The sequence below is a fragment of the Shinella sp. WSJ-2 genome (genome assembly GCF_003432075.1).
Classification (GTDB): Bacteria; Pseudomonadota; Alphaproteobacteria; order Rhizobiales; family Rhizobiaceae; genus Shinella.
This window is the reverse complement of sequence record NZ_QWBU01000001.1, coordinates 317,669-336,862: the sequence shown is the minus strand read 5'-3', so window position 1 is coordinate 336,862 and position 19,194 is coordinate 317,669. Positions and strand designations below refer to the sequence as shown.

The 19,194-nt window shown below is 62.4% G+C and carries 21 protein-coding genes; 10 read left to right on the top strand and 11 right to left on the bottom strand.

The annotated features are described in order from the left end of the window. Positions 1-38 precede the first annotated feature (38 nt). A complete protein-coding gene (locus tag D0Y60_RS01620; RefSeq protein WP_117366386.1) occupies positions 39-680 on the bottom strand; it encodes a DUF1638 domain-containing protein in 642 nt (213 codons plus the stop codon). A 17-nt stretch (positions 681-697) separates the two neighbouring features. Between D0Y60_RS01620 and D0Y60_RS01615 the strand changes: the two genes are divergently transcribed. Beyond that, positions 698-856 carry an entericidin A/B family lipoprotein gene (locus D0Y60_RS01615; RefSeq protein ID WP_117366385.1) on the top strand — a complete coding sequence of 53 codons (159 nt, stop codon included), beginning with the start codon at positions 698-700 and terminating at the stop codon, positions 854-856. Positions 857-907: 51 nt separating this feature from the next. Here D0Y60_RS01615 and D0Y60_RS01610 read toward each other — a convergent pair whose 3' ends face one another. Then, positions 908-1,603 carry a B12-binding domain-containing protein gene (locus tag D0Y60_RS01610; protein WP_023514481.1) on the bottom strand — a complete coding sequence of 232 codons (696 nt, stop codon included), beginning with the start codon at positions 1,601-1,603 and terminating at the stop codon, positions 908-910. A gap of 369 nt (positions 1,604-1,972) precedes the next feature. On the opposite strand from D0Y60_RS01610, the gene D0Y60_RS01605 reads away from it, so the two are divergent. From D0Y60_RS01605 to D0Y60_RS01585, 5 genes are all read left to right on the top strand, one after another. Continuing rightward, positions 1,973-3,556: a trimethylamine methyltransferase family protein gene (locus D0Y60_RS01605; protein ID WP_117366384.1), complete on the top strand. Its 1,584-nt coding sequence runs from the start codon at positions 1,973-1,975 to the stop codon at positions 3,554-3,556. Positions 3,557-3,663: 107 nt separating this feature from the next. Next, positions 3,664-4,356, top strand: a complete 693-nt coding sequence (locus tag D0Y60_RS01600; protein ID WP_117366383.1) for a 4Fe-4S dicluster domain-containing protein — start codon at positions 3,664-3,666, stop codon at positions 4,354-4,356. 108 nt (positions 4,357-4,464) lie between these two features. Continuing rightward, a complete protein-coding gene (locus tag D0Y60_RS01595) occupies positions 4,465-5,157 on the top strand; it encodes a phosphodiester glycosidase family protein (RefSeq protein WP_245409052.1) in 693 nt (230 codons plus the stop codon). A 79-nt stretch (positions 5,158-5,236) separates the two neighbouring features. Then, on the top strand, positions 5,237-5,758 hold the full coding sequence (locus D0Y60_RS01590; RefSeq protein WP_117366381.1) for an RNA polymerase sigma factor: 522 nt from the start codon (positions 5,237-5,239) through the stop codon (positions 5,756-5,758). 14 nt (positions 5,759-5,772) lie between these two features. Continuing rightward, on the top strand, positions 5,773-7,833 hold the full coding sequence (locus D0Y60_RS01585) for a VWA domain-containing protein (protein WP_117366380.1): 2,061 nt from the start codon (positions 5,773-5,775) through the stop codon (positions 7,831-7,833). Between the two features lie 5 nt (positions 7,834-7,838). On the opposite strand, the gene D0Y60_RS01580 is transcribed toward D0Y60_RS01585, so the two are convergent. Further along, complete coding sequence (locus D0Y60_RS01580; protein WP_117366379.1) at positions 7,839-8,117, bottom strand: hypothetical protein; 279 nt, start codon at positions 8,115-8,117, stop codon at positions 7,839-7,841. Between the two features lie 97 nt (positions 8,118-8,214). Here D0Y60_RS01580 and D0Y60_RS01575 point away from each other — a divergent pair, with 97 nt between their 5' ends. Next, on the top strand, positions 8,215-9,099 hold the full coding sequence (locus D0Y60_RS01575; protein ID WP_117367019.1) for a LysR family transcriptional regulator: 885 nt from the start codon (positions 8,215-8,217) through the stop codon (positions 9,097-9,099). Here D0Y60_RS01575 and D0Y60_RS01570 read toward each other — a convergent pair. Further along, positions 9,084-9,431: a hypothetical protein gene (locus D0Y60_RS01570; protein WP_117367017.1), complete on the bottom strand. Its 348-nt coding sequence runs from the start codon at positions 9,429-9,431 to the stop codon at positions 9,084-9,086. The two genes, D0Y60_RS01575 and D0Y60_RS01570, sit on opposite strands and share 16 nt — an antisense overlap. Before the next feature lie 126 nt (positions 9,432-9,557). Here D0Y60_RS01570 and D0Y60_RS01565 point away from each other — a divergent pair, with 126 nt between their 5' ends. Both D0Y60_RS01565 and D0Y60_RS01560 read left to right on the top strand, forming a co-directional pair. Next, entirely contained in the window at positions 9,558-10,205 is a 648-nt protein-coding gene (locus D0Y60_RS01565; protein ID WP_117366378.1) for a PAS domain-containing protein, read from the top strand. Next, on the top strand, positions 10,202-11,335 hold the full coding sequence (locus D0Y60_RS01560) for an aminotransferase class I/II-fold pyridoxal phosphate-dependent enzyme (RefSeq protein WP_117366377.1): 1,134 nt from the start codon (positions 10,202-10,204) through the stop codon (positions 11,333-11,335). Before D0Y60_RS01565 ends, D0Y60_RS01560 begins: the two co-directional genes overlap by 4 nt. A gap of 3 nt (positions 11,336-11,338) precedes the next feature. Here D0Y60_RS01560 and D0Y60_RS01555 read toward each other — a convergent pair whose 3' ends face one another. The 7 genes from D0Y60_RS01555 to D0Y60_RS01525 all read right to left on the bottom strand — a co-directional run bounded on the left by D0Y60_RS01555 (position 11,339) and on the right by D0Y60_RS01525 (position 17,465). After that, entirely contained in the window at positions 11,339-11,707 is a 369-nt protein-coding gene (locus tag D0Y60_RS01555) for a DUF4180 domain-containing protein (RefSeq protein ID WP_117366376.1), read from the bottom strand. Further along, entirely contained in the window at positions 11,622-12,059 is a 438-nt protein-coding gene (locus D0Y60_RS01550) for a DUF1330 domain-containing protein (protein WP_117366375.1), read from the bottom strand. The genes D0Y60_RS01555 and D0Y60_RS01550 overlap by 86 nt, the downstream gene beginning before the upstream one ends. Before the next feature lie 155 nt (positions 12,060-12,214). After that, complete coding sequence (bmt, locus tag D0Y60_RS01545) at positions 12,215-13,231, bottom strand: betaine--homocysteine S-methyltransferase (protein ID WP_117366374.1); 1,017 nt, start codon at positions 13,229-13,231, stop codon at positions 12,215-12,217. A 122-nt stretch (positions 13,232-13,353) separates the two neighbouring features. Continuing rightward, a complete protein-coding gene (locus D0Y60_RS01540; RefSeq protein WP_117366373.1) occupies positions 13,354-14,397 on the bottom strand; it encodes a glycine betaine/L-proline ABC transporter ATP-binding protein in 1,044 nt (347 codons plus the stop codon). After that, entirely contained in the window at positions 14,390-15,301 is a 912-nt protein-coding gene (locus D0Y60_RS01535) for a proline/glycine betaine ABC transporter permease (RefSeq protein WP_117366372.1), read from the bottom strand. The genes D0Y60_RS01540 and D0Y60_RS01535 overlap by 8 nt, the downstream gene beginning before the upstream one ends. Before the next feature lie 250 nt (positions 15,302-15,551). Beyond that, positions 15,552-16,550: an ABC transporter substrate-binding protein gene (locus tag D0Y60_RS01530; protein WP_117366371.1), complete on the bottom strand. Its 999-nt coding sequence runs from the start codon at positions 16,548-16,550 to the stop codon at positions 15,552-15,554. A gap of 771 nt (positions 16,551-17,321) precedes the next feature. Further along, on the bottom strand, positions 17,322-17,465 hold the full coding sequence (locus D0Y60_RS01525) for a hypothetical protein (RefSeq protein ID WP_117366370.1): 144 nt from the start codon (positions 17,463-17,465) through the stop codon (positions 17,322-17,324). A 245-nt stretch (positions 17,466-17,710) separates the two neighbouring features. Between D0Y60_RS01525 and D0Y60_RS01520 the strand changes: the two genes are divergently transcribed. Next, positions 17,711-19,171, top strand: a complete 1,461-nt coding sequence (locus D0Y60_RS01520; protein ID WP_117366369.1) for a cobyric acid synthase — start codon at positions 17,711-17,713, stop codon at positions 19,169-19,171. The last annotated feature ends 23 nt before the right edge of the window (positions 19,172-19,194 follow it).

Below are 19,194 nucleotides of genomic sequence, written 5' to 3'. Positions count from 1 at the left end.
AAGACAGGTTTTTTCGCCCAAGGCTAAGGATTGGTAAGTCAGCGCGCCCGGAGCAGCTCGCCCGTCAAGTCGCCATAGCCGGTGAAGCGGTATTCATAGGTCAGGCCGAGATAATCGGCGGCGTCCTTCGCCTTCTGCTGTAGACCCTCGTCCTCGATTTGCGAGAGATAGACGACTTTGGTGTAATTGCCGAAATACATGTCCTTCAGCTGCGGATGCCGGTCGAGGCCGAGCGGCTCGATGACGAAGGCGCGGAACTGTCGGGCGAGGAAATCCGTGAGGAAGAAGGAGGTGACGTCGTCGTTCTTCGCCGCAAAGGCTGCGTTGCCGGCAAAGAAGGAATAACAGTGCGGCCCGGCAATGCGCTCGACACCCTCGCGTTCGCAGACCTTGTCGAGCAGGCCGCCCGTGCCGCAATCGGCATAGCCGACGAAGATGCGTGAAAATCCTTCCGTCCGCGCCTCCGCGATCGCCTGCTCGACGCCGGGCGCGATCTTTTCCGGATGGGCATGCCAGATGGCGGGAAGACACTGGAGATCGATGTGGGACAGTCCGCTCGCATCGCGGATGGCGATGATTTCGCGGGCGATGGCGCCGCAGGCGATCACGCGAACCTTTTCGGCTTTCGTGCGTTCTGGGCTTGGACTTCCAAGCCGAAGTTCTGCGTCAACCACATCCATGAAGAGGGACTCCAACCATGACTGGGACACACCTGACCAAGATCAGCATCGTTCTCGCCGCGCTTGTCGCGCTCAGCGCCTGCGGCAATACCATTCGCGGCATGGGCAAGGATACCGCCAATGCGGTGGATGCGACGCAGGATGCCGGCAGGAGCGTCGAAAAGGCCGCGAACTAAACGTCGTGAAGAAACGGCGCCGATTCAAGACCGGCGCCGTCGATTTCCCTATCAGCCGGCAAGCATGTTGTGCTTGCGCTTCATGAATTCCTTGGCGGTTTCCACCGCTACGGCCGCGTCGCGGCAGTAGGCGTCGGCACCGACGGCCTTGCCGAATTCCTCGTTGAGCGGCGCGCCGCCGACGAGAACGACGTAGTCGTCGCGCAGGCCCTTTTCCTTCATCGTGTCGATGACGACCTTCATGTAGGGCATGGTGGTCGTGAGCAGGGCGGACATGCCGAGAATGTCGGGCTGTTCGCGCTCGATGGCTTCCAGGTAGTTTTCGACCGGATTGTTGATGCCGAGGTCGATGACGTCGAAGCCCGCACCTTCCATCATCATGCCGACGAGGTTCTTGCCGATGTCGTGGATGTCGCCCTTGACGGTGCCGATGACCATCTTGCCCTGCTTTGGCGCGCCGGTGGCGGCGAGAAGCGGACGCAGGATCGACATGCCGGCCTTCATGGCGTTGGCCGAAAGCAGGACTTCCGGAACGAAGAGAATGCCGTCGCGGAAGTCGACGCCGACAATGCGCATGCCTTCGACGAGCGCCTGCGTCAGCACGTCATAGGGAGCCCAGCCGCGCTCGAGCAGGATATTGGTGCCCTCTTCGATCTCCTCCTTGAGGCCGTCGTAGAGGTCGTCGTGCATCTGCTGCACAAGCTCTTCGTCGGAGAGATCGGCGAGAATGATTTCGTCGTCAGACATGTTGGTTCCTCGTCTCCAGTGGCGCTGCGGCGGCAGGCTCTCACCACAAGGAATATCCTTCCTCTTGCGCGAACCTGATTTTGAAAGCGACGTCGCATATGGCGAAAAGCGACCCGCCTTCCGCTTCTTCCATGCATAGCCCGTAAAGCCGTGAATTGACAGTGCAAACACGTGAATGCTGTTATGATGTCCGTCGCAATCCCGCTATAGTCTTCGCCGGATCGGTGTCCAGCGTGCGCCATCGCTTGGCGCATTGAGACCCGCCCCGCCTTCGCGGCTTGCTAGCATAGAAAAAGAGGCGCGGTTCGGGCGCCGGAACAAAAGCGATAAGGTGCCTTCCGGCACCGGAATAACAAGGAAAGACGGATCATGAGCGACGATATTCAGCAGGTGGCAGGCGAGGGCGCCAGCGAAGGCGGTGGTCGCCGTTCGCGTGAGGGTCGGGGTGCCGCTGCACGGCGCGCATCGCGCACGGGCGGTGGTCCGGGTCCGTCGCTGCCCTACATCACCCGCAAGATCAAGGAATACGAAGTCCTCGATGAAGAGGGCCTGCAGCTCATCGAAAACAATGCCGACCGCGTGCTCGAGGAAATCGGCATCGAATTCCGCGACGACGCTGAAGCGCTCCAGCTCTGGCGCGAAGCCGGCGCCGATGTGCGCGGCGAGCGCGTGCATTTCCCCAAAGGGCTCTGCCGCGAGCTGCTGAAGACCGCGCCGTCGAACTTCACCTGGCATGCCCGCAATCCCGAGCGCAGCGTGCATATCGGCGGCAAGGCCACCGTGTTCGTGCCGGTCTACGGCCCGCCCTTTGTGCGTGACCTGGAAGGTAACCGCCGTTATGCAACAATCGAGGACTTCCGCAATTTCGTGAAGCTCGCCTATATGGCGCCGTCCATGCATTCGTCGGGCGGCACGGTCTGCGAGCCCGTGGACATTCCGGTGAACAAGCGTCACCTGGACATGGTCTATACGCACCTGAAATATTCCGACAAGCCTTTCATGGGCTCCGTCACCGCGCCGGAACGCGCGGAAGATTCGATCGCCATGGCCAAGCTCGTCTTCGGCGACGAGTTCGTCGAAAACAACACCGTCATGATGAACCTCATCAACGCCAACTCGCCGATGGTCTTCGACGAGACCATGGTGGGCGCGCTGAAGGTCTATGCTCGTCATAACCAGGCCTGCGTCGTCTCGCCGTTCATCCTGTCGGGTGCCATGAGCCCGGTCACGGTCGCCGGCACGCTGACGCAGATCCTCGCCGAAGTTCTCGCCGGCGCCTCCTTCACCCAGCTCATCCGCAAGGGTGCGCCGGTGCTGTTCGGCACGTTTGCCGCCTCGATCTCCATGCAGTCGGGCGCGCCGACCTTCGGTTCGCCGGAGCCGTCGCTCGTCTCCTACGGCGCGGCGCAGCTCGCCCGTCGCCTCGGCATTCCGTTCCGTACGGGCGGTTCGCTCTGCGGCTCGAAGATCCCGGACGCACAGGCTGCCCATGAATCGGCCAACACGCTGAACATGACGCTGCTTGCCGGCACCAACTTCGTGCTGCACGCCGCCGGCTGGCTCGAAGGCGGGCTCGTTGCGTCCTACGAAAAGTTCATGATCGACCAGGACCAGCTCGGCATGCAGCAGAAGTTCGCCGAGGGTATCGACCTCTCGGAGAACGCGCAGGCACTCGATGCCATCCGCGAAGTCGGTCCGGGCAGCCACTATCTCGGCTGCGCCCATACCCAGGCCAACTTCCAGACCGCCTTCTACCGCTCGCCGCTCGCTGACAACAATTCGTTCGAGCAGTGGGAAATCGAGGGGCAGAAGCGCATCGAAGACCGCGCCAACGCACTTTGCCGTGTCTGGCTGGAAAACTACGAGGCACCCTATCTCGATCCGGCCATCGACGACGCGCTGCTCGCCTATATCAAGGCGCGCAAGGACTCGATGCCGGACGCCTTCACCTGAAAGGGTCCCGATCGCGCCAGGGAGCAAGGCGGAGCAACACGGGTGGCGGACATGATCCAGAAGGAAGTCTGGCGTCCCCACTACGAACTCAAAGGGGACGTGACCAAGTGAGGCCGCGTCCTCCCGATCTCGAAACGATCCGTGCGGCTCTTCAGCCGCACGGTCTTTTTTTGCGCGGTTTTGTGAGTTTCGCGGAATGCGAGGCGGCTCCGCATCTGGCGGGCGGCGGCTCGGCGAGAAGCGTCGCCCTCATCGGCAACATCGGCAGTTCCCTGTGGCCCGCCTTTTCCCACTGGCGGGAAACCGAGGCGGATCGCGGCGGCAGCGATCCACTCGACACCTGGTCGAAAGCTGTCATCCGCCCCATCGCCGCCTTGGCAGATGCGACGGCGTGGTTTCCCTCCGATCCGCCCTGGCAGCCCTTCCAGCAATGGGCGATGCGCGCCGAGGGCCTAAAAGCCTCGCCGCTTGGCATCCTCATCCACCCCGTCTATGGTCTGTGGCATGGCTACCGCGGCGCTCTCGGCTTTGCGGAGCCGATCGTCGACGTACCGGCAGCGCATGCCGCGCATCCCTGTGACCACTGTCCGGACAAGCCCTGCCTCACGACCTGTCCCGCGGGTGCTGTGCATCTGGAAACATTCGATGTGCCCGCCTGCCGTTCGCATTTGCGCACGCCGGAGGGGCAAGGCGGCTGCATGGCCGGTGGATGTCTCGCCCGTGCAGCCTGTCCTGCCGGCCGCGACTTTCGCTACAACGAGGCGCAACTTCGTTTCCACATGGCGGCGCTGTCTCTTTGATCACGGTCCGTCGCTAAATTCGCCGCATTGCCCCCTGAGCCAAGAGAGATGCGCGCGCTCCTGTTCTTTTCCGTCCTGACCGTCACACTCGCCTTTCGGAGCCTTGCCATGGCCGAACCGCCCCATTGCGCCGAGATCGAGCATCTCTCCGGCCGCTACACGGTCTGCACCTTCGATCCCGCCAAGGATACGATCCGTCTCTTCGGTGCCGGGACGCTGGAGACGCGGGGCGCGACCTATGACCAGCTCAACACGCATCTGCTGCGCAACGGCCAGCACATGAGCTTCGCCATGAATGGCGGCATGTATCATCCGGATTATGGGCCGGTGGGACTGCTGATCGAGCAGGGGCGGGAGACGGGCGCTCTCAATCAGGCCGATGCCTTCGGCAATTTTTTCATGAAGCCGAACGGCGTGTTCTGGGTGGCGGACGGCAAGGCCGGCGTGATGGAGACCGAAGCCTTCGCAAAGGCCGGTATTTCTCCGCGCGAGGCGACGCAGTCGGGGCCGATGCTGGTGATTGACGGACAGATCCATCCGCGTTTCCTGCCGGATGCGACGAGCCTGCAGATCCGCAACGGCGTCGGCATCCTGCCCGACGGACACGTCGCCTTTGCGATTTCCAACGATCCGGTGCGCTTCCATGATTTCGCGACGCTGTTTCGAGATCGGCTTCAGAGCAAGAATGCGCTGTTCCTCGATGGCAGCATTTCCAGCCTCTATGCCCCGGAAATCCGGCGGCGTGACCGGGATGCGGTGATGGGCACGATCATCGCGGTCGTAAAAAATCTGCCCTGGTGAGATTTTTTTCGCGGAAGCACCCAAGGATCGCCCTGTGAGGCACGTCTGAAGGGATAGTGCACGCAATCGGGATGGACCCGTGGAAACAGAACTCGTCGAAAAGGCGGCTTTGGGAGACAGGCAGGCCTTCGCCGCCCTGATCGAAAGCCGCTATGATTTCATTCATGCCGTTGCCTGGCGATGGTGCGGCGACCGGCAGGATGCCGAGGACGTGGCGCAGGAGGTGTGCATACGCCTCGCCAATGCCATCCGCGGCTTCAAGGGCACGAGCCGCTTCGGTACCTGGCTCTATACGGTGACGCTGAATGCCGCGCGTGACCAGATGCGCAAGCGTCGCCGCGCCGAATGGCGCGATGCGGCCTATCTGCGCGAGCAGGCGGTGCTGGACGGTGGTCCGCCGGAAGAGGGCAGCGAGGACCTGTGGCAGGCCGTGCGGCAACTGCCGGACAAGCAGCGCGACGCCGTGTTGCTTATCTATGGCGAGGGCCTGAGCCACGCTGCGGCGGCCGATGTGCTCGGCTGCGCCGAAACGACGATTTCCTGGCATGTGCACGAAGCCCGCAAGCGCCTGAAGGTGCTTTTGCGCGATGCCGCCGCGTGACGGAAGGACCTGTTATGACCGATCTCGACCTCGAAAAACTCGCCCGCCGTACGCCCCCGGCCGCCGATGCCTCGGCGCGCACGGCCGCACTCGCCGCCGCCATGCAGGCTTTCGACGATGCGGAAAAAAATGCCGGTGCCCCCCAAGGATCGACTGCGGGCGGACGTCAAACCTCCATCTTCAACCGGATATGGAGCCCCATCATGAACCGCAAATTTCTGGCCGGCTCGGCCCTGGCCACCCTGCTCGTCGTGCCCGTCGCAGGCCTCGTCACCTATGAAATCGTGCGCAACGGCACAGTGCCGTTGACGACGGAGACGGAGATCGCCGCAAAGCCTGTGGAGGGCGATTTTCGTGCACGCGTAGATAAAAAGAAGGCGGAAGACTTTGACGCTAAGGAGATTCAGGATCTTTTACGCGCCGAGCAGGCTTCTAGTGGTGCCGCAAAGCGCTCGAAGTCCGATGCGAATGGAGAGGTGATTGCCTCGGAACCCGCGCCGCTTGCCGAAAGCCGTGACGAGGAAATGGCTGAGTCCATGCCTGAAGCGCTTGCCGTCGGTGGGGCGGCCGATATGCAGGCGCTCAGCCGCACGGTGACGCAGCCCTTGGCCGCCGCCGATTCCATCGCCATGCCGATGCCGGAAGAGAACCGAGAGCGCTTCGCGTCCGCTGATCCCAACCCGGTCAAGAGCGTCGCCACCGATCCGGTCTCGACCTTCTCGGCGGATGTCGATACGGCCTCCTATTCCTATATGCGCCGCGAACTGCTTGGAGGCAGCCTGCCGGAGCCGGATTCGGTGCGTGTCGAGGAACTGGTGAACTACTTCCCCTATGACTGGAAGGGGCCGGAGACGGCGGAGAAGCCGTTCAATGCCACCGTCACCGTCATGCCGACGCCGTGGAACAAGGACACCGAGCTCCTGCATATCGGCATCAAGGGTTTCGAGACCGTGGCGACGGAACAACCCTCGGCCAACCTCGTCTTCCTGATCGATGTCTCCGGCTCGATGGACGAGGACGACAAGCTGCCGCTCCTGAAAAGCGCCTTCCGCCTGCTGGTCGGCAAGCTGAAGGAGACGGATACGGTGTCGATCGTCACCTATGCCGGCGATGCCGGCGTGGTGCTGGAGCCGACGGCGGCCAAGGATCGTCAGAAGATTCTCGACGCCATCGACAATCTCCAGCCCGGTGGTTCGACGGCGGGTGCTCAGGGCATCGAGGCGGCCTACAAGCTGGCGGAAAAGGCGTTCAAGAAGGATGGTGTCAACCGCGTCATGCTGGCGACGGACGGCGACTTCAATGTCGGCCCGGCAAGCGACGAGGACCTGAAGCGTATCATCGAGGAGCGCCGCAAATCCGGCATCTTCCTTTCCGTGCTCGGCTTCGGCCGCGGCAACTACAATGACGGCATGATGCAGACGCTGGCCCAGAACGGCAACGGCACGGCCGCCTATATCGACACGCTGGCCGAGGCGCAGAAGACGCTGGTGGAGGAGGCGGGATCCTCGCTGTTCCCCATTGCCAAGGATGTAAAATTCCAGATCGAGTTCAATCCGGAGCGCGTCGCCGAATATCGCCTGATCGGCTACGAGACCCGCATTCTCAACCGCGAGGATTTCAACAATGACAAGGTCGATGCCGGCGATATCGGCTCCGGCCACCGGGTGACCGCGATCTACGAGGTGACGCCGAAGGGCAGCCCCGCCGTGCTGAACGATCCCCTGCGCTACGGCAAGGCGGATGCCGCGACGACAGCGGCCGCAGGTAGCAGCGAACTCGCCTTCCTGAAGATGCGGTGGAAGAAGCCGGATGGCGACAAGAGCGAGCTTGTGACGATGCCGGTAACGGATGCCAATGCTGTGGCCGACGTGAACGCCGCTTCGACCGATATCCGCTTCTCCGTCGCGGTCGCGGCTTTCGGTCAGAAGCTCAAGGGCGTTTCCGCCCTGCAGGACTATGCCTACGGCTCGATCCTCGGCCTCGCCGAAGCTGCCAAGGGCAACGATCCCTTCGGCTACAGGGCGGAGTTCGTGAAGCTGGTGCAGCTGGCACAGGGCCTTTCCGGCGGAAAGTGAGGCGGCTAAGCGGCAGGCCGGTTGCTTGAAGAAGTCGCGCCATCCGTCTCATTCCGCCTTCGGGCGGCAGGGACGGGCAGGCGGATGAGGGGCGCTGTCCAGCGCCTCTCTTTCGCTTGTGGCAACGGTTCGCAGCCCAGCCGGCTTCCTTCGACCAGATCGAGGCCCGCATCCCGCAACAGGCGCCGGTCGCCGCGCGCGATGAGCAAACGCAAGGCTTCCCGCTCCGTCCGCTTCCGGCGGTGATGCACCCAGATCAACCGTAATGTTTCGAAAATACCCATGCTCTGCGCCTTTCCTTCTGCGCAGAGCCAAGCAAACCCGTAGACATTTCACAAACGAATAGCGATGATGGCTGACATCAGAAAAAGCGATGGCGCCATGTATCCACCTCTCGAAAGCGACCTGCTCAGGATTTTTGTCGCCGTCGCCCAGGCGGGCAATGTCACCCATGCCGCCGACAAGCTCGCGCGCACGCAATCGGCGATCAGCATGCAGGTGCGCAAGCTGGAGGAATCCGTCGGGGCGAAACTGTTCGAGCGGGGGCCACGTGGTGTCGGCTTGACGATGGAGGGGCAGCGGCTGCTGCCTTACGCCAAGCGCATCGTCGGGCTGGTCGACGAGACGACGGCGGCAATGCGCACCCTGCCGCTGGATGGGCCAGTGCGGGTCGGCATCCCCGAGGAATACAATCAGACCGTCCTGCCCAATGCGCTGGCTGGTTTTGCGGAGGCCCATCCGGGTACTGAGGTGACGGTGTTCTGCGGCTATACGGCCCAGCAGATGGAGGCGCTGGAGGCGGACGAGCTCGATCTGGCCGTCATCTTCGAATGGGACGGCGGCATTTCCGGTGAGCTTCTGGCGATCGATCCGACGGTCTGGGTAGCGTCGGTCGCCCATAACCTGCATCTGGAGCGCCCCGTGCCGGTCGCCTTCTATCGGCGATCGGTCTGGTGCCGGGAGTTCGCGCAGCGCTCGCTAGAGCGCCATTCGGTGCCCTATCGCGTCTCCTTTACCAGCGACACGAGCGGCGGCCTGCGCTCTGCCGTGGAAAGCGGGCTCGCCATCGCTCCGCTGGCGCGCAGCAATATTCCGCCGGGTGCGCGGGAACTCACGTCCGCGGAGGGGTTTCCGGTGGTGGATTCCTCGCGTGTCGTGTTGAAGCGCAATCCGCGGCGCGGCGGGCCCGCCATCGACAGCATGGCGAACCTCATCCGCAAATCCTTCGCGCCGCTGGCGGCGAATAGCGATCAGGCTTTCGGATAGGCTTTTTCAAGGCCGCCGGAGCGGGTCAGGCCGGCGCGGAACGCGGCATAGGCGGCGTGCTGGCTTGAGCGTGCGGTTTCCGTCAGGCGCATCTGTAAGCGAACAGGCGCGGTTTCGCCCAGCCATTGTCCGAGCTTTTCCAGCTTCAGTGAGTTGAGGAAGGGGGCGGCCGCCGCGCGGTTGAGGCAGACGTTCAAGCCTTCCAGCAGGTTCTCGTCCTGCTGGGCGTTTTCCATGAGAAGGCGCAGATAGGCTTTCTCGCCGTCACCAAGGGCGGAAAGCTTGTCGGCCACGGTGTCGCGGTCGGGAAAAGCGGCAAGGTCGGCGCTCATGGTCATCCCCTCAGAATCGTCCTTCGCTTGGATAGGACGCGGCCAAAGCCCCCGCAAGCGGGTGAAATAAATTTGGACGTAAAATCCAATATTGACAATATTTCCATTTTTGGATCTTGTGTCGCCATGTTCGATTCCTCAAATGCCGATATGCTGCTTCGCCAGCACGCCGCGACGGCTGCGGCCATCTCGACGCTTCTCTATCCCCATGCCGAGGTCGTGCTGCACGACCTCGAAACGGGTCTGATCGCTGGCATTTGGAATGCCTTTTCCGGCCGCAAGCCGGGCATGGAATCGCTCGTCGGCGAGACGCTTTCGGAGGTAGGCGAGGACGGGATTTACGGCCCCTATGAAAAGACCGGCGAGGATGGCCGGCGTCTGAAGTCCGTGACGTCGGTGCTGAAGGACGAGTATGGGCAGGCCCTAGGCCTGCTCTGCATCAATATGGATGTCTCGTATTTCGAGGCGGCGGCGAAGCTGCTCGCCGCCTTTTCGGGTGCCGCCGCGCCGCGCCCGCCGTCGCTGTTCGCCGGTGACTGGCGAGAGGAAATTAATACGACACTGCACGACTGGCTGCGAGGCCATGGTCTCGCGCTCTCCGCCCTCAGGAAGGGCGACCGCGTGGCGCTGGTCGCCGCTCTCGATGCGCGCGGCCTTTTCCAGACCCGCAACGCCGTCGATCATCTCGCCGGCCTCATCGGCGCCTCGCGCGCCTCGATCTACAACTATCTCGCCGATGCGCGGCGCCAGAACCCGAAGGACATGACGTCATGACCACCTTGCCGGATTTCCGTCTCGAAACCCATTTTTCGCGCTGGGAGTTCAAGGCGCGCCACCATATGACGGCAAGCGATGCCGAGACCATGACGATGTCCGACCTCCTGGCGCTTGCAGGTCCTGAGGATCGCGAGGCCTGGGAGCGCGTCTCCCTCGGCTATACCGAGACCTGGGGCGCGCCGGCTCTGCGTGAAACGATCGCCTCGACCTATGAAACGCTCTCGGGCGCCGACATTCTTACCTTCGCCGGCGCGGAGGAGGGGCTTTATTGCGCCATGCTCGCCCTGCTCGGGCCCGATGACCACGCCATCGTCACCGTGCCGAACTATCAGTCGATGGAGACCATGCCGGTCACTATTGCCGGCAAGGTGACGGGCATCGCGCTACGGCCGGAAAATCGCTGGCAGCTCGATCTCGATGACGTGCGCGCGGCCCTTCGCCCGGAAACCAAGCTCATTGCCGTCAATTTCCCGAACAACCCGACCGGCACGATCGCCGATCAGGCGATTTTCCGGGATCTCGTCGCGCTCTGCGCCGAGCGCGGCATCCATCTCTTCTCTGACGAGGTCTATCGCGGCCTGGAACTCGATGCCGGCAAGCGCCTGCCGCAGGCGGCCGATCTCTTCGACAAGGGCATTTCGCTCAATGTCATGTCCAAGGCCTACGGCCTGCCGGGCCTACGCATCGGCTGGATCGCCTGCCGGGATCATGCGCCTCTCGAGCGCATGGAGAAGATGAAACACTATCTTTCGATCTGCAATGCACGCCCCTCCGAGGTGCTGGCCGGCATCGCGATCAAGGCTCGTGAGACCATTTTCGCCCGCAACCGGGCACTCTGCGCGGAGAATATCGCCAAGATCGGTGCCTTCTTCGCCGATTACCCGGATCTCTATGAATGGGTCGCACCTGACGGCGGCTGCGTCGCCTTCACGCGCTATCTCGGCAAGGACGGCGTGGAAGAGCATTGCCGCCGGCTGGTCGAGGAGAAGGGCGTCTTGCTGCTCCCCTCGAGTCTCTTCGTCTCCGATCTTCTGCCCGTACCAACGGATCGTTTCCGGGTGGGTGTCGGGCGCAGCAACATCGAGGCCGGCCTTGCAGCCTGGCGGGAATTCCTGTCGGAAGCCTGAGCGTCAGGCAGCCTCGCGGGCGAGCTTTTCCCGCACGTCTTCGAGGCTCTCGACTAACCAGATCGCGCGCCCCTTATTCGTCTCGCGCACGAAATCCCGCAAGGCCTTGCTGGCGTCGAGTTCGGCGGAAATATCGCCGACGATCGCGCAGCGCAGATGGTAGTTGACGAATTTCTGAAGGATGGTGCCGGCAAGGCGCGTTTCGAGCCGAAGGAAATCCGGCCCGAGACGCTCCACCGGGATGACGATGAACTGCGCATCCGCCGAAAAGGCCTCGCCGATCACGTCATTGCCGTCGGCTTCCACCGCAATCAGCGGGCCGTCTGCGGGCAGGAGCAGGGCCTTCGTGCCCGCGATATCCATGGTCTTCATCGGTTTCGTCCTTCGTTATGCCGCTATCCTTGCGCAGGATATCGGTGGCTTTGTGGCCGTCCTCGACGCCATCGATCAGCAAGACATCGCCATCGGAATTGCGGGTGCGCAGCGGCAGGATGGCCTGATAGGCCGGCGACGCGTACCATTCTTCCGCCGCCTTGCGGTCCGGAAAGGACAGCATGATGATATCGTCGGCAAAGGCGCCCTCCAGCACATGTCTGTTGCCGTCGCCATGCAGCACGAACGTCCCACCATAGGGCGTCATTGTAGCGTCGATGCCTTCGAGATAGGCGATGATCTCGGGGCCGAAGGCAACGTTGCGAAGGTGGGCGATTGCGTAGGTGGTCATCGGGCTCTCCTGTGAAACTGTTTCGGTGAGAGGACCCTAGGCGGTGCCATGCGGCGGATCGATTACCTTGCAGGTAATGGCCATGGCTACGTGCACGAAAAAGCCGCCTGCGGCGAAAGCCGAGGCGGCTGATCTTGGACCGAAAGGGAGCGGTCTTAGCCGCGGCGGCGACCGCCGCGTTCGCGGCCGGGAGCGGCAGCACTTTCGTCTGCGGTCTTGTTGCGCAACGGGCCGATCTTCTCGACGATCGTCTCAAGCGTCGGGCGTTCGCGCTTCTCGTGTGCATCGAGCGCCACGCGCATGGCGGCGAGGTGCTCGCAGGAGGTGCCGCAGCAGCCGCCGATGATGCGCGCGCCGGCATCACGGGCGAGGCGGGCATATTCGGCCATCAGCGGCGGCGTGCCGGAATAGTAGATTTCCGAGCCGCGGAATTCGGGGATGCCGCAATTGCCCTTGACGACGACGGTCGCCGAGGGATCGGCACCGGTCATGTCGAGCAGCGAGGACAGGATGTCGGAGGCGCCGACGCCGCAATTGGCGCCGACGGCGAGCGGGCCGGCACCGATATCGCCGGCAACGCCGTGGATATCGCGCGGATGCAGGCCCATCATCGTCTTGCCGGCGGTATCGAAGGAGCCGGTATAGACGAAGGGCATGCCGACCTTGGTGGCGGCTTCCGCGGCGGCGCGGATTTCTTCCGGCGAGGACATGGTCTCGATCCAGGCCACATCGGCGCCACCGGCCTTCAAGCCCTCGATCTGCTCGACGAAGGCCGACACGGCATCGTCATAGGTCATCGCGCCGAGCGGCACGAGCAGTTCGCCTGTCGGGCCGACGGAGCCGGCGACGATCACCTTGCGCGGCGCCTTGTCGGCGACGGCGCGGGCAATTTCGGCGGCTTTCCTGTTGAGTTCGTGGACGCGGTCCTGCGCGTGGTGCAGCTTAAGGCGATGGCGCGTGCCGCCGAAGGTGTTGGTAAGGATGATATCGGCGCCGGCATCGACGAAGTCCTGGTGCAGCTTCGTGATGTTCTCAGGCTTCGCCTCGTTCCACAGTTCCGGCGCTTCACCGGCTTCCAGGCCCATGGCGAACAGCGAGGTGCCCGTTGCACCATCGGCGAGCAGGAATGGCTTTTCGGCGAGCAGGGCGGCAAGCGGGTTCGTGGCGGTCATGGAGCGATCCTTCTGTTTGTCGCATCATATAAAGATTTCTTTATGTGATTGCAACGATGCATTGCCTGCAAAAGAAAGGGCGCCCCGAAGGACGCCCAGAAAGATGCAGATGAAGGATCGGCTCAGGCCGCTTTCGCCTCGTGGCTCGTCGGTGTCACCATTGAGGATATGATCGCGCTGAGGCTGATGGCGCCGACCGGGCGGTTGTTCTCGTCCACCACGTGGGCGAGTGTCTGGTTGGCTGATGTCATGGCGCGGGCGGCCATTTCCAACACCGTGCCCTTGGCAATGGGCATGCCCTCGGGGTTGCCCGAGAGCGGCGCCATGATGGTCTCGACATTGACCACGCGGCCGCGGTTCACTTCCTTGACGAAGGCCGTGATGTACTCGTCCGCCGGGTTGAGCACGATTTCCTGGCCGGTGCCCTGCTGCACGACCATGCCGTCGCGCAGGATGGCGATCTTGTCGCCGAGGCGTAGCGCCTCGTCGAGATCGTGCGTGATGAAGACCACGGTCTTCTTCAGTTCCTTTTGGAGATCGAGAAGCACGGTCTGCATGTCGACGCGGATGAGCGGGTCGAGCGCCGAATAGGCTTCGTCCATCAGAAGGATGTCGGCATCGTTGGTGAGTGCACGAGCGAGGCCCACGCGCTGCTGCATGCCGCCGGAAAGCTGGTTCGGATAGTGGTTCTCGAAGCCGGACAGGCCGACGCGGGCGATCCACTGCGTTGCCCGCTTCTCGCGTTCCGCCTGTCCCACACCTTGGATTTCCAGGCCATAAACGGTGTTTTCGAGAACCGTGCGATGCGGCAAGAGCGCGAACTTCTGGAACACCATCGCCGTTTTGTGGCGGCGGAATTCGCGAAGGTCGTTCTCGCTCATCTTGCAGACATCGACGCCGTCATACAGCACTTCGCCGGCTGTCGGGTCGATCAACCGGTTGATGTGGCGGATCAGCGTCGACTTGCCGGAGCCCGAAAGCCCCATCACCACCATGATACCGCCGGCGGGCATGGAGATGTTGATATCGCGCAGGCCGAGAACATGGCCGTATTTCTGGTTGAGTTCGGCTTTGCCGAGACCGTTTTTCACGGCATCGACATAGTCGCCGCCACGGGGCCCGAAGATCTTGTAGAGATTGCGGACCTCGATTGCATGACTAACCATGAATTACCTCCGAATGCTTCTGCAGCCGCTTGCCATAGGCCTGGCTTGTGCGGTCGAAAATGATGGCGATGGCCACGAGCGCGAATCCGTTGAGGAACCCGACCGTGAAGAACTGGTTGTTGATGGCCTGAAGCACGTTCTTGCCGAGACCGCCGACGCCGACCATGGAGGCGACGACGACCATGGCGAGTGACATCATGATGGTCTGATTGATGCCGGCCATGATGGTGGGCAGCGCCAGCGGCATCTGCACGTTCTTCAGCTTCTGCCAGCCGGAGGAGCCGAAGGCGTCGGCCGCTTCCAAAACTTCCTTGTCGACGAGCCGGATGCCGAGATTGGTGAGCCGGATCATCGGCGGGACGGCGTAGATGACGACGGCGATCAGGCCCGGCACCTTGCCGATGCCGAAGATCATGACGACAGGGATGAGATAGACGAAGCTCGGCATCGTCTGCATCACGTCGAGGATCGGGTTGACGATACCCTGCACCCGGTCGGACCGGGCCATGAGAATGCCGATCGGAATGCCCACCAGGATGGCGATCAACGTACAGACCGTCACCATGGCGAGCGTCACCATCGTGTCGTTCCAAAGACCCAGCAAGCCGATGGCAAGCATCGAGAGGGCGGTCCCAATGGTGATCTTGATGTTGCGGCTGCCGAAATAAACGATCGCCAGCATGATCAGAAGGATGATCGGCCAGGGCGAACTCACGAAGAGCCGCTCGAGATAGTTCAGAAACCATTGCAGCGGCTGCACCATCGCGTCGATGGCGTTGACATAGCTTCGAACGAGGGCCTTGAAGCCATCGTCGACACTTTTTCGGACTGCACGGATGCTGACGTCACTGAAGGCCGGAAATTTACAAAGAAAGTCTGGCAACGATTCGCATAGACCTGCCATTCCTGTCCCCTCTCTACCGGAAGTTATTGTCTCGTGTCGCAATGTAATTTTGTTGCAACTGCGAACGAGACGGTGCGCACAGGGATATTCTTGTTCTGGTTCCCGGCTTGCAGTTCGTCATGACACGAACCACTGCATGATACTGTGCTGTTTGCGACCTCTGCAGTTTCTTGATGCGCGGCGTTACGAATGCCGCTCGTTCAGGTCGCGGAAGTAGCCGGCAGCCCGGGAAGGGCTGCCGGCTATCGGCTTAGAGAGCGGCCTTGACCTTCTCGGCGACCTCGGGGGAAACCCACTTGGTCCACATGTCGGGATAGTTTTCGAGGAAGTACTTGGCGGCATCCTCGTTCGTGCCCTGGTTGGCGTCCATCCAGGCCAGAACCTTGCCGACCGTGCCGTTATCCCATTGGCGGGTCTTCATGTAGTCCATGGCAACGCCGGCCTTTTCGGAAAAGGCCTTGGTCACGACGGTAAAGACGTCGGAGGTCGGATAGGAGTTGACCTTGGGGTTCGGGCAATCCGGCACGGCAGTGCAGGCATCCCAGTCGGCCTTATCGTGGTCGACGCCGAAGGAGAGCTTGGTCATCTCGTACTTGCCCAGAATGGCCGTCGGCGCCCAATAATAACCGAGCCAGCCGGTCTTCTTTTCGAAGGCGTTGGCAATCGAGCCGTCGAGGCCGGCAGCCGAGCCCGTATCGACGAGCGTGAAGCCATCCTTGTCGGCATCGAGCGCGCGGTAAAGGTTGTCGGTCGAGACCTGGCAGTTCCAGCCCGACGGGCAATTGTGCACGGCGCCCTTGGACGGGTCTTCCGGTGCCGGGAACAGTTCCGGATGCTTCAGCGCATCCTGAACGGTCTTGATGTCGGGATGCTCGTCGGCGAGGAATTTCGGGATCCACCAGCCTTCCACGCCACCTTCCGAGAGAAGGGGCGCGAGCTGGATGAGGCGGCCTTCCTTAATGGCGGCGTCGAGCGGCGTGCGCACGGCGTTCACCCACATTTCGGGCGCGACGTCCGGCTCGCCCTTTTCGTTCATGGAGGTGAAGGTCGGCATGGTGTCACCGGTGACCAGCGTCACGGTGCAGCCATAGCCGCTTTCGAGAATGATCTTATCGACATGCGCGGCGACGCCGGCCGACGCCCAGTTCATTTCGGCCATGGAAACTTCGCCGCATTCTGCCGCCTGGGCAGAACCGGCAAAGCCATAAAGGCCGGCGGCAATGATAGTGGAAGCAAGGAGCTTCTTCATTAGGTTAAGACCTCCCAGTCTTGGATGCAGCAATCAACCCGGAAGGCAGCGCAGGCTACTGCGTTGTCCTGTCTGCCCGAAAGTCTAGCGACAGCCACGGAGGTTCGATGCCAGTGAGGCGAGCCAATCCCCCTGCTGAAAAGCGCCGATCCCTGTTTTTTGTTCACCGGCGGAACCCTGTCGCCGGAGACATCTTATCGTGCGCTACAGGGGTAGCCTACGGGTTCTTATTGAGAAATCAACCTCCTGCGCGCCGCCTGGTGGCGCGGACAGACCCGTCGGCCCGCCGCGATGCTGGAAATCCGGCAACCGCACGGTGGAAAATTTGGGCGTTTGCTCGCATTCGGGCAAATGTTCGAGGAGTGCTTTAACGGGTGGTGCGGGATGGTCGTTGAATGCGGACATATCCTGTCTTGTCTGCGCCGTTTTGCCGTCCAAAAAAATTTTCCGGAATTTTTCAAAAAAACTCGCGATTCATCTTTGCTTAAGCTCCCGATAACGGTCCGGTAAGAATGTGCCGCTATTGGTTTCCTCACGGCGGGGGACACCGCCGCTTGCTCCGGAAAGGTATTGCGTACCGGGGTGACTGGGCTTCGACGTGTGTTTGTCGAAAGCCGCCATGCGTATTTTGGCAAGCCGTGCATCACCGAAAGGGATGCACGGCTTTCGCCGTTTCAGGGCGCCGTTTTCCGATTGCAGACAAAGAAAAACGCCGCCTCCCGGAGAGAGGCGACGTCATATGCGAGCGGACCTGACGTCGCGCTCGAAGGATCAGCCGACGTTGCGCGTGCGGATGAAGCCGAGCGGGCCGAACGGCGCATCCATGACGACGTTGCGCACGCGGGACTGGCTCTTGGGGGCGACGCCGTTCCAGGCGATCTGTACGAAGTTCGGCTTGCTGAAGATGAACAGCATGGTCTTTGTCCTAAAAATCCGAAGCCACGCGCCTCGGCTGTCTGATGGTGGTGATATAGGTGCGATCAGCCCGAAAGTCACGATCGTTCACGGCGCAAAATGTCGCAAACGGATCAGCAGGTCAGCCATGCCTGTTTTGCATGGCGGTCTGTTGCGGAAATACATCGGAGCGCAGCCGCCAATTGCGGCAAGATTGCGGTAAATCAGGGCTTTTCGGCGGCGGAGCCGAATGCTAGGAGGGCGTCATGGTGAGAACGATCATGCTTCAGGGCACCGGCTCGGATGTCGGAAAAACGGTATTGGTGGCAGGGCTCTGCCGCATCGCCGCCAATCGCGGGCTGAAGGTGCGCCCCTTCAAGCCGCAGAACATGTCCAACAACGCCGCCGTTTCGGCCGATGGCGGCGAGATCGGCCGGGCGCAATGGTTGCAATCGCTCGCCGCCCGCGTGCCGTCCTCCGTGCACATGAACCCTGTGCTATTGAAGCCGCAGTCGGATGTCGGCAGCCAGATTATCCTGCAAGGCCATGTGTTCGGGCAGGCCAAGGGGCGCGACTATCAGGCGCTGAAGCCGAAGCTTATGGGCGCGGTGATGGAAAGTTTCGGGATCGTCAGCGACGGTGCCGATCTCGTCGTCGTGGAAGGGGCGGGATCGCCGGCGGAAATAAACCTGCGTGCCGGCGATATCGCCAATATGGGCTTTGCGACGCGGGCGAATGTGCCGGTCGTGCTGGTCGGCGATATCGATCGCGGCGGCGTCATCGCCTCGCTGGTCGGCATCCATGCCATCCTGCCGGAGGAAGACCGGCGCATGGTGACGGGATATCTCATCAACAAGTTCCGTGGTGACGTCACTCTGTTCGACAGCGGCATTTCCGAGATCGCCCGCTTTACCGGCTGGCCCTGTTTCGGCGTCGTGCCGTGGCTGAAGCAGGCGGCCCATCTGCCGGCGGAGGATTCCGTCGTGCTGGAGCGGCTCGCCAAGGGCGGGGCAGGGGCATTGAAGGTCGCCGTACCCGTTCTGCCGCGCATCGCCAATTTCGACGATCTGGACCCGCTCAAGGCCGAGCCGCAGGTCGATCTCGTCTTCGTGCGGCCGGGCGAGCGGCTTCCGGCCGATGCCGGGCTCGTCGTGCTGCCGGGCTCGAAATCCACCATTTCCGACCTGCGCGATTTCCGCGCTGCCGGCTGGGACAGGGACCTTCAGCTTCATATGCGCCGCGGCGGCCGTGTCATCGGCATTTGCGGCGGCTACCAGATGCTCGGGCAGCGCGTCACCGATCCGCTCGGCATCGAGGGAAGCGAGCGCGAAGTCGAGGGGCTGGGGCTGCTCGCCGTTGAAACCGAGATGGCGCCGGAAAAGACCGTCCGCAACAGCAGCGCCCGCTCGCTGCAATATGACGTGCCGCTGGAAGGCTACGAGATCCATCTCGGCCGCACCACCGGTCCGGATGTGCTTCGTCCCTCCGTCAGCATCGATGGGCGGCCGGATGGCGCGGTCTCCGCTGATGGGCGGGTCATGGGCACCTATCTGCACGGGCTCCTGTCCAGCGACGCGTATCGCGCCCGGCTTCTCGCCGATTTCGGCATCGAGGGCGGTGGCTTCGACTATCGCGCAAGCGTCGATGCCGCGCTCGATGGCGTGGCGGCGGAGCTGGAATCGGTTCTCGATCCCGCCTGGCTCGATGGTCTCCTGCAACCGGCCTGATTAAATCAGCACGCTCAAACGTA